The 10,606-nt window shown below is 36.4% G+C and carries 8 protein-coding genes; 2 read left to right on the top strand and 6 right to left on the bottom strand.

Annotated features, from left to right (window positions below; translation table 11 throughout):
* Positions 1-146: 146 nt before the first annotated feature.
* Complete coding sequence (locus AFK68_RS25495; protein ID WP_094676167.1) at positions 147-1,163, top strand: ABC transporter substrate-binding protein; 1,017 nt, start codon at positions 147-149, stop codon at positions 1,161-1,163.
* A 215-nt stretch (positions 1,164-1,378) separates the two neighbouring features.
* Entirely contained in the window at positions 1,379-3,052 is a 1,674-nt protein-coding gene (locus tag AFK68_RS25490) for an iron uptake porin (protein WP_094676165.1), read from the top strand.
* Positions 3,053-3,226: 174 nt separating this feature from the next.
* On the opposite strand, the gene AFK68_RS25485 is transcribed toward AFK68_RS25490, so the two are convergent.
* The 6 genes from AFK68_RS25485 to AFK68_RS25460 are packed head-to-tail and all read right to left on the bottom strand — an operon-like array spanning position 3,227 to position 10,433.
* The gene (locus AFK68_RS25485; RefSeq protein ID WP_094676163.1) at positions 3,227-3,493 is read right to left on the bottom strand and encodes a hypothetical protein; all 267 of its coding nucleotides are present in this window, start codon (positions 3,491-3,493) and stop codon (positions 3,227-3,229) included.
* Positions 3,469-4,431 (bottom strand): LamG domain-containing protein, encoded by a 963-nt coding sequence (locus tag AFK68_RS39790; RefSeq protein ID WP_256386650.1) that lies wholly within the window; start codon positions 4,429-4,431, stop codon positions 3,469-3,471. Before AFK68_RS39790 ends, AFK68_RS25485 begins: the two co-directional genes overlap by 25 nt.
* A 23-nt stretch (positions 4,432-4,454) precedes the next feature.
* Positions 4,455-6,023 carry a LamG domain-containing protein gene (locus AFK68_RS25475; protein ID WP_094676159.1) on the bottom strand — a complete coding sequence of 523 codons (1,569 nt, stop codon included), beginning with the start codon at positions 6,021-6,023 and terminating at the stop codon, positions 4,455-4,457.
* A complete protein-coding gene (locus tag AFK68_RS25470; protein ID WP_094676157.1) occupies positions 6,020-6,904 on the bottom strand; it encodes a LamG domain-containing protein in 885 nt (294 codons plus the stop codon). The genes AFK68_RS25475 and AFK68_RS25470 overlap by 4 nt, the downstream gene beginning before the upstream one ends.
* Entirely contained in the window at positions 6,844-7,635 is a 792-nt protein-coding gene (locus AFK68_RS25465) for a LamG domain-containing protein (RefSeq protein WP_094676155.1), read from the bottom strand. Before AFK68_RS25465 ends, AFK68_RS25470 begins: the two co-directional genes overlap by 61 nt.
* Complete coding sequence (locus AFK68_RS25460) at positions 7,575-10,433, bottom strand: LamG domain-containing protein (protein ID WP_094676153.1); 2,859 nt, start codon at positions 10,431-10,433, stop codon at positions 7,575-7,577. Before AFK68_RS25460 ends, AFK68_RS25465 begins: the two co-directional genes overlap by 61 nt.
* Between the last annotated feature and the right edge of the window lie 173 nt (positions 10,434-10,606).

The raw sequence follows: 10,606 nt of genomic DNA, 5'->3' as shown, positions 1-10,606 counted from the left end.
AATTATTAGTCAAATAAAAATGGAAAAAATTATTATAAAAATCATGCTCAATCAAAACTATTATTAATTATCAAAACTGATAACTGATAATTAAAATTGCTATTCAGTACAGAAGTTTTCAACAACTAATTTATTTTGTCTGAAAAATGATAGATAAAAAGCGCCGTAAATTTTTACAATTAATATTAGCCACAACTGGTTTAACATTTACTACTAATTTCTCCACAGCTAAAGCAGCAAAAATTATTGCTCAATCTGAAAAAAAATTGCCAAGTTTAGCTTTGGGTGGTTCTCCAATTATAATTACAATTTTACTCGCCTATTTAGCAGAACAAAGTCAGATTAAAAACTTAGTAGAAACAGTCGATTTCCGTATATGGAAAACTCACGACCAACTCCGAGCAGATGCTGTTTCAGGAAAACTACAAGTATCAGCAACTCCCACATCTCTAGCAGCAAATTTATATCAAAAACAAGTTCCCATTAAATTACTAAATGTCTTAGTTTGGGGAGTTTTAAATATTTGGTCTGCTCAGAATATCCGCAGTTTTGATGATTTAAGAAATAAAACATTACTAATAGCTTTCCGAGGCGGTTTACCTTCTCAATTATTCTTTTATTTAGCCAAAGAAAACGGATTAAACCCAGAGAAAGATTTAAAAATTCAATACACCACTGATTTTGCTCAAGCAGTGCAATTATTATTAGCAGGTCGTGGCGATGCTGCACTTTTAGCTGAACCTGCTGGTACAGGTGCCGAACTTCGCGGTAAACAACAAGGATTAGATATAAAATTGGCGATTAATTTACAACAAGAATGGGGAAAAGTAACAGGTAGACCCCCTCGTTTTCCCCAAGCAGGAACTTTAGGTTTAACTTCTATAATTAATCAATATCCTGATGTAATTGAAGCTGTACAAAATGGGTTAGTTGAAGCAGTGAATTGGGCAAAACAAAATCCTGATAATGCTGCTGCATTAGGAGCAAAATATCTGGGTTTAAAAGCACCTGTAATTAAAAAATCTCTGGGATATACCCCACTAGAAATGGTAAGTGCTAAAGATGCAAAAGAAGACTTAGAGTTTTGGTATTCTCGTTTATTGGAGCAAAACCCTAAACTTTTTGGTGGTAATTTGCCTGATTCAGCATTTTATTATGGATGAAAAATAATTGATAATGGATAATTGATAATTGATAATGAAAACTATCTCTAATTATCAATTTTTAATTGGTAACATAGGCATCTTGCCTGTCATCATTTTCCCCGATTATATCTGAAATTTTCTGTATTTTTAGATAACATAGAATCCAGTTCAACAGTCGTCATCGCAACCCTCAATATACAAAATTTTCCTACTCCTTAATTTCCTAAAAAAATATGTCAAAAATTCGTCTAAATTGTTTTTTATTTGTATTAATTAAAATTTTCAGCATCTCTACAGTTGCTGAGGCAAATGAAATTAAATATACACAACTAAATTCTCAAGTAAAAACTGGAGAAAAAGATAATTCAAAATCAGATATAACTCCCGTTGCGGAAGATGCAATTATTGTTCAACCCCATCAACTTGAGCAAAAATTAGACTCAATGGAACAAGTTACTTCTGTATCTCAATTATCCGATGTTCAACCTACAGATTGGGCATTTCAAGCATTACAATCTTTAGTAGAACGTTATGGTTGTATTGTTGGTTATCCCGATGGTAGTTATCGCGGTAATCGTGCCATGACTCGCTACGAATTTGCAGCAGGTTTAAATGCTTGTTTAGACAGAATTACTGAATTAATTGCTGCTGCTACAGCAGACTTAGTAACTAAAGATGATTTAGCAGTTTTACAACGTTTACAAGAAGATTTTGCTGTCGAACTTGCAGAAATTAAAGGTAGAATAGATGCTCTAGAAGCACGGACTACCGAACTAGAAGCAAATCAATTTTCAACAACAACTAAATTATTTGGAGAAGTTGTATTTGCTCTTAGTAATGCTTTCGGAGATGAAAAAGCTGGCGGTGGAAGTTTAGAAGATAATACAGTTTTAAATAATCGAGTAGGTTTAAGTTTTCATACTAGCTTTACAGGCCGAGATTTCTTCAAAACTCGTTTAGATGCTCTAGATACAGTTGCTTATGGAGTGCCAATAACTGGAACAAATATGACTCGTTTAGCTTATCAAAGAAATACTAATAATACCTTTGATGTTGGTAAATTATTCTATCGTTTTCCAATTGGCAAAAAATTTAGAGTTCATATTGATGCCACTGGAGCTAGATATAATATGAATGTTTCTGATAACTTCAACAGACTATTTGCGAGTCGAATTTCAGGGGCAATTTCTAATTTTGGACGATTCAATCCTATCTATGCTCAAGGAGCGCGGGGTGCTGGAATAACCACCGTTTATAATATTAATAAATCCTTCACTTTATCTTTAGGATATATAGGAAGAGACCCAGAAAATCCTCGCGAGGGAAATGGATTTTTTAATGGTAGTAATGCAGCTTTAGCACAACTAGATATTCGACCAAGCGATCGCCTCCGTTTTGGCCTTACTTATGTGCGTTCTTACTATCCTAAAAATAAATTATTTGTCTCAGCAGCAACAGGTAGTAGAAGAGCAAATGCACCTTTTGGTCGTTTAGTTCCCACTTCCGCCGATCATTTAGGTTTTCAAGCAAGTTGGCGTGCTTTTGATAAATTGACAATTTCTGGTTGGACTGGATTAAGTTTTGCTCATGCTGAAGAATCTGTTGGTATTGTAGAAGAAGGAGATGAAGCAACTATTGTAAATTGGGCGGTGACATTCGGGTTTACTGACTTAGGAAAAGAGGGTAGTTTGCTTGGTTTAGTAATAGGAAGTCCGCCTAAAGTAACTGATAATGATAATGCTCCACAAGACAATGATACTGCTTGGCATTTAGAAGGTTTTTATCGTTATCAAGTTAATGATAATATTTCAATTAATCCTGGAGTTTTAGTAGTTATTAATCCCGAACATGAAGAGGAAAATGAAACTATTGGTATAGGAATTGTGCGGATGATTTTTCTATTTTAGTAGAACTTACAAAGAAGCCTGGTTTTTAGGATAAATTGTTAAATTTGGTAAGGGTTTGGAGACCAAACCCCTACGATATTGGATTTTACCGATACTACCAAATTTGATATTATTTTCTGGTCATTAAAAACTACCCTAAAAAATCTATCAAATACGGTTTTAGGTTACAGCTATTTAACGGTAGAAATTGCTGATTCTATTTACCATATTATTCCTGATAAATAAAACTGCTACATCCCAATAGCGATCATCTGCATCTTTAATATCGCACTTGATTTTCCATTCTCCATCATCTACAACAGGCATGATCGTTAATGCTGTTGCTTTGTGTTTCTGCTGTGCTCCGCAATTAAATCCGGCAATAACTGCAGTCCATTCTGACGCTGGATATCCAGTTTTAATTGTGGGATTACCATTTACTTGATAAATCTGATATTCCATGGGTTTTTGAGTTGTGTCAGTTGGTTCAGTAGTTGATGATGTGTCTGTTGCATCCGCACCAGTAGTTGATGCGGTTTCTGTTGCATCAGTCGTTGGAGTTGCATCATCCGCACCAGTAGTTGATGCGGTTTCTGTTGTCTCAGTGGTTGGAGTTGCATCATCCGCACCAGTAGTTGATGCGCACCAGTAGTTGATGCGGTTTCTGTTGTCTCAGTGGTTGGAGTTGCATCATCCGCACCAGTAGTTGATGCGGTTTCTGTTGTCTCAGTAGTTGGAGTTGCATCACCTGCACCAGTAGTTGATGCGGTTTCTGTTGCATCAGTGGTTGGAGTTGCATCACCTGCACCAGTAGTTGATGTGGTGTCACCTGCATCAGTGGTTGGAGTTGCATCATCCGCACCAGTAGTTGATGTGGTGTCACCTGCATCAGGTTTATCAACTTGCATCAATTCGTTAATTTCCTCTGGAGACAACACTCGGTCATAAATCCGTAGATTAGCAACTTTACCATTATAGAATCCATAACCATCACCAAATTTCACTTGGCTAATTGAACTTATTGGTTGATTTTTACCTGTACCACTCTGCCATAGAGTACCGTTGAGATAGATATTCATCTCGCCTGTTGCCACATTTTTAGTAAATACCCAGTAAGTCCATTTATCCTTAAAATCAACAGCCTGAGATAATTTTTCTATTCTGTCATAACTGTCATCAGAAGTAGTCGTATTTCCACAATCAAAATAGATGTGACTATTTGACCAAGGTAAATGAATATTAACTACCCTGTGGTTACTTTTATCTACTGCCAAGATTATAGAATTCTGTTTGGGTAAAGACTTGCCACCATTTGCCCAAAAACCAATTGTAATTTCACCTGTTTGAGGAATAGTTGTTGTAGGTAGTTCAATATAATCATCTACTCCATCAAAGTTGATACAGTTGCCAAAGCGGGAGTCAGCTACAACTGTTGCACCATTGACTTTAGCATTGAGTTTGGCTGATGAAATATCAACAATTTCTTTGCATTTTCCACAATTTCATTCAGTGGTAGATGCAGTTGTAAACCACGATTTATATCCATTGGTGGAGGTGTTCCATCCACTTTCATACATTCGTTGATTTCCTCTGGAGACAACACTCGGTCATATATCCGTAGATTAGCAACTTTACCATCATAAAATCCATAACCAGCACCGAACTTCACCTGGGTAATTGAACTTATTGGTTGATTTTTACCTGTACCACTCTGCCATAGAGTACCGTTGAGATAGATATTCATCTCGCCTGTGGCCACATTCTTAGTAAATACCCAGTGAGTCCATTTATCTTTAAAATCAACAGCCTGAGATAATTTTTCTATTCTGTCATAACTGTCATCAGAAGTAGCTGTATTTCCACAATCAAAATAGATGTGACTATTTGACCAAGGCAAATGAATGTTAATTACCCTGTGGTTACTTTTATCTACTGCCAAGATTATAGAATTCTGTTTGGGTAGAGACTTGCCACCATTTGCCCAAAAACTAATTGTGATTTCACCAGTTTGAGGAATAGTTGTTGCCGGCAGTTCGATATAATCATCTACTCCATCAAAGTTTATACAGTTGCCAAAGCGGGAGTCAGCTACAACTGTTGCACCATTGACTTTAGCATTGAGTTTGGCTGATGAAATATCAACAATTTCTTTGCCAAAGCGGGAGTCAGCTACAACTGTTGCACCATTGACTTTAGCATTGAGTTTGGCTGATGAAATATCAACAATTTCTTTTTCTTTAGTCGCATTTTCGACAATTTCATTCAGTGGTAGATGCAGTTGTAAACCACGATTTATATCCACAAGTGGAAGTGTTTGATCTACCTTGATACATTCGTTAATTTCCTCTGGAGATAATGGTCGGTTATACAACCGTAGATTCGACATTTTGCCCTGAAAATAAATTGGAGATTTAGCGTTTTGAGTATTGCCAAGATAGTTTTTGGTGCGATTAACAGTATTGGGGACAGCTAGCAAACCTTCCCCTACTTGTTGACCATTTTTATAAACTTTGGCATTCCCTAATTGATCTACTGTTGCTGCTAAATGAAGCCATTGATTATTTTCAAATACTTTATTTAGGATTAACTCTTTTCTCTTTGAACCAAGATATAACGCTAATAAGATCGAATTGTTGACATAATGACTAAAAATGATATTGTCGTCGGTAGGACCATTGGCAAAGTCAATTATTCTTGAGTAATTTTTAAACTTGTTGGAGTAACACCAAGCTTCTACAGTAAAACCTTTTGAATAATCAACATTCATTTCCGGTATTTGGATATTATTATCCACTCCATCAAAGTTGATACAGTTACCAAAGCGATCATCTGCTACAACTGTTGCACCATTGATTTTACCATTGAGTTTTGATGCTGAAACATCAACTACTTCTTTTTCTTTAGTCGCATTTTCCACAATTTCATTCAGTGGTAGATGCAGTTGTAAACCACGATTTATATCCATTGGTGGAGGTGTTCCATCCACTTTCATACATTCGTTGATTTCCTCTGGAGACAACACTCGGTCATATATCCGTAGATTAGCGCATTTTCCACAATTTCATTCAGTGGTAGATGCAGTTGTAAACCACGATTTATATCCATTGGTGGAGGTGTTCCATCCACTTTCATACATTCGTTGATTTCCTCTGGAGACAACACTCGGTCATATATCCGTAGATTAGCCATTTTACCATGATAAAATCCATAACCAGCACCAACCTTCACCTGGGTAATTGAATTTATTGGTTTATTTTTACCTGTACCACTGTGCCATAGAGTACCATTGAGATATATATTCATCTCCCCGGTGGTAACATTCTTAGTAAATGTCCAGTAACTCCATTTATCTTTAAAATCAACAGCCTCAGCTATTTTTTGTATTCTGTTATAACTGTTACTAGAAGTAGGAGTCTTTCCGCAATCAAAATAAATTTGACTATCTGACCAAGGTAAATGAATATTAACCACATAGTCATTAATTTTATCGCTAGCGACTGCCCATAATATAGAATTAGTCTTGGGTAAAGACTTGCCACCATTTGCCCAAAAACTAATTGTAATTTCATCGCTTTGAGGAATAGCTGCTACAGGTAATTCAATATAATCATCCACACCGTCAAAGTTTATACAGTTGCCAAGCTGTGAGTCATCTACAATTGTTGCATTACCATTAACTTTACCCTTGAGTTTTCCTGCTGAAATATCAGCAACTTCTTTTTCTTTAGCATCATTTTCGACAATTTCATTCAGTGGCAAATGCAGTTGTAAACCACTATTTATATCCATCGGTGGAGGTGTTCCATCCAGTTTCATACATTCGTTAATTTCTTCTGGTGATAACGCTCGGTTATACACCCGCAGATTTGACATTTTACCATGAAACAATTGATCTGCTGACCAGTTACTCTTGCGTTATACACCCGCAGATTTGACATTTTACCATGAAACAATTGATCTGCTGACCAGTTACTCTTGCCAATATAATTTTTGGTGCGATTAACATTATTAGGCAGATGTACTAAACCAGTCTGTACTTCTTCACCATTCTTGTAGATTTTGCTACTACCTGACCCATCAACGGTTACTGTTATATAAAGCCACTGGTTCAACTCTAGCGTTCCATCTGCTTTTATCCTGTTTTGAGTAGCACCTTTATAAACATCTAAGTCTAAGTTCTTAGTAGTACCTTCATTAGCAAAAACAATGTTGTCGTTACCTTGACCATTTCCAAAGTCAATAATTCTCGACCAACTCTTAAAGCTGTTATACTGTACCCAAGCTCCTATAGTCAAACCTTGGGAATAGTCAACATTCATTTCCGGCATTTGGATATAATCATCCACACCGTCGAAGTTTAGACAACTGCCAAGCTGTGAGTCATCTGCAACTGTGGGTTTCCCATTAACTTTACCCTTGAGTTTTCCTGCGGAAACATCAACAACTTCTTTTTCTTTAGCCACATTTTCGACTATTTCATTCAGTGGCAGATGCAATTGTAAACCACGATTTATATCCATCGGTGGTGGTGTTTGATCTACCTTCATACATTCGTCAATTTCTTCTGGTGATAACGCTCGGTTATACACCCGCAGATTTGACATTTTACCATGAAACAATTGATCTGCTGACCAGTTACTCTTGCGTTATACACCCGCAGATTTGACATTTTACCATGAAACAATTGATCTGCTGACCAGTTACTCTTGCCAATATAATTTTTGGTGCGATTAATATTGTTAGGGATACTTGACGATCCACTTCCTATTTCTTGCCCATTCTTGTATATTTTGCCATTTCCTGACTCATCAATTGTTGCTGCTAGATAAAGCCATTTTTTTTGTTCTAGTGTTCCATCTACTTGAATGGGGTGATTAGTAGCACCAAGATAATTATGTAAAGTTAAATTAGCTGTTGTACCTTGATTCGCAAACAGAATGTTGTTACTTCCAGCGCCATTTCCAAAGTCAATAATTCTCGACCAACTCTTAAAGCTGTTGTAGTTTACCCAAGCTCCTACAGTAAAGCCTTGTGAATAGTCAAGATTCATTTCTGGCATTTGGATATAATCATCGACTCCATCAAAGTTTAGACAACTGCCAAGTTGTGAGTCATCTACAACTGTTGGATTACCATTAACTTTACCCTTAAGTTTTCCTACAGAAACATCAACAACTTCTTTTTCTTTAGCCGCATTTTCGACTATTTCATTGAGTGGTAGATGCAGTTGTAAACCACGATTTATATCCATCGGTGGAGGTGTTCCATCCACTTTCATACATTCATTAATTTCCTCTGGAGACAACACTCGGTTATACACCCGCAGATTCAACATTTTACCATGAAACAATTTACCGTCTGACCAGTTACTCTTGCCAATATAGTTGTCGGTGCGGTTAACACTATTAGGAATATTTACTAACCCCCTTCCTACTTCCTGACCATTTTTATAAAGTTTAGTATTTCCCAATCCATCAATTGTTGCTGTTAGATATACCCACTGATTCAACTCCACTATTCCGTCTGTTTTAATATATTTGTGATTTGAACCACTCAAACAATAAAAGTATAGGTTATTTGTTGTCTCCTGATTTGCCAATAAAATGTTGTCATTTGGATGACCAATCCCAAAATCAATGATTCTCGACCAATACTTGAAGCTTTCATAATATACCCAAGCTCCAAAAGTAAAACCTTGTGAATAATCAATATTCATTGCAGGTAGTTGGATATAATCATCCACTCCATCAAAGTTGATACAACTGCCAAAACGGGAGTCATCTACAACTGTTGCACCATGAACTTTACCCTTAAGTTTTCCTACAGAAACATCAACAACTTCTTTTTCTTTAGCTGCATTTTCGACTATTTCATTCAGTGGTAGATGCAGTTGTAGACCATTATTAATATCCATTGGTGGAGGTGTTCCATCTACTGCCATACATTCGTTAATTTCTTCTTTTGACAACACTCGGTTATACACCCGCAGATTTGACATTTTTCCGTGAAAATGTCCATCTCCTGACCAGTTACTTACCCCAATATAGTTTTTGCTACGATTAACACTATTGGGGATAGCTACCAACCCCCCCCCTACTTCTTGCCCATCCTTATAAACCTTGGCATTTCCTGACTCATCAATTGTTGCTGTTAGATGGAGCCACTTATTTACTTCAAGTATCCCTTTTACTTCAATAGCTTTTCTCGTCGAACCAACAAACACAACTAATAATCCATCATTTGTTGTAGTATGATTGCCAAAAATGATATTGTTTTTACCGGGACCGTTAGCGAAATCAATAACTCTTGATTGGTTCTTGAAACTGTTATAATACACCCAAGCTTCTACGGTAAAACCTTGTGAATAATCAATATTCATTTGTGGCATTTGGATATAATCATCCACCCCATCAAAGTTTAAACAATTACCAAACTTCGAGTCGGTGACAACTGTTGCACCATGAACTTTACCATTAAACTTTCCTGCTGAAATATCAACAACTTCTTTTTCTGATTCAGCATTTTCGACTATTTCATTTAGTGGTAGATGCAGTTGTAAACCATTATTTATGTCTACAGGTTTATTGGTAGGTTGAGGAGTTGCATCAATTGGACCTGTAGAGCTAGTATTACTAGCAACATAAATATCGTGTAAATCATTAGGTATCCCACCTTGAATTTTTTTCTGTTTGAAACTCAGAGTAATAGACACATAACGTTGATTACTTGGTAACTCAAATAAGCCTAGTCCTGTATCTGTACCAAAAGAAGAACCTGGGTTAGGTGGAGTTGGACAGAACTCTTGTTTACCTTCAGAGTTTTTACCAGAAATAGTTTGATTAGCTACATCTAGAAATATCCGAGCATTATGGCCACCCCAGCGTCCCATATTCGGCAGGGCACCACTATTGAATAATTTCCAATCACCTAGGTTCAGTTCACTACCATCTACAGTTTTCGCTGTGACTTTTATAGTTGTATATCCAGTCTTACTACCATTAAAGAATCTTGATATGGCCAAATAAGTGTCACCAGAGGTTGCACCATCAGTTGCTTTTGAACCTGCTGCGGAAGCTTTGTATTTACTAAAATCTAGGGTGACAGAATAGTTATTTTCTTTTCCTAAAGTTCTTATTTGAGGCATCGTAGCGGTAATACCTTTGACTTTGCCTGTTAAGCTAAAATTATTCTCTATTTCCCCAGAGAGAAATCGATCTTCTGTAATGGGAGTATCACCATCTGGCTTTCCTCTCCAGCCACGGTCATCATAGTCTATTTGATTATAAGTAATACCTATTGTACCACCTAAACCATCAGGGACTTCTAGGGTTTTGCCAAATCCTGGATACTTATAGTCAGTAGTATTCCAGAATGTGATATTTTTAGTAGCGACTTCAGACACTAATTATTCTCCTTTTTTCTTGATTAATTGGTAATTTACTAGGGATACTAATCATCTTTTGATTGTCTGAAAAAATATACAATCTAGATGATTTTAGAGTTTTGTCTATACAATAAATCTCAAGTTTTATAGATGCACTAACTCAATATTTCTTAATACTGAATCCTACCACT

The organism is Hydrocoleum sp. CS-953 (assembly GCF_002260545.1).
In the GTDB taxonomy this organism is placed as follows: domain Bacteria; phylum Cyanobacteriota; class Cyanobacteriia; order Cyanobacteriales; family Microcoleaceae; genus Trichodesmium.
This window is presented reverse-complemented; position numbering and strand designations above follow the sequence as displayed.

Bases quoted from the DNA above. Each gene is read 5' to 3' on its own strand.
- AFK68_RS25495 (WP_094676167.1), top strand. From the start codon at position 147: ATGATAGATAAAAAGCGCCGTAAATTTTTACAATTAATATTAGCCACA.
- AFK68_RS25490 (WP_094676165.1), top strand. From the start codon at position 1,379: ATGTCAAAAATTCGTCTAAATTGTTTTTTATTTGTATTAATTAAAATT.
- AFK68_RS25485 (WP_094676163.1), bottom strand. From the start codon at position 3,493: ATGGAATATCAGATTTATCAAGTAAATGGTAATCCCACAATTAAAACT.
- AFK68_RS25475 (WP_094676159.1), bottom strand. From the start codon at position 6,023: ATGAAAGTGGATGGAACACCTCCACCAATGGATATAAATCGTGGTTTA.
- AFK68_RS25470 (WP_094676157.1), bottom strand. From the start codon at position 6,904: ATGTCAAATCTGCGGGTGTATAACCGAGCGTTATCACCAGAAGAAATT.
- AFK68_RS25465 (WP_094676155.1), bottom strand. From the start codon at position 7,635: ATGTCAAATCTGCGGGTGTATAACCGAGCGTTATCACCAGAAGAAATT.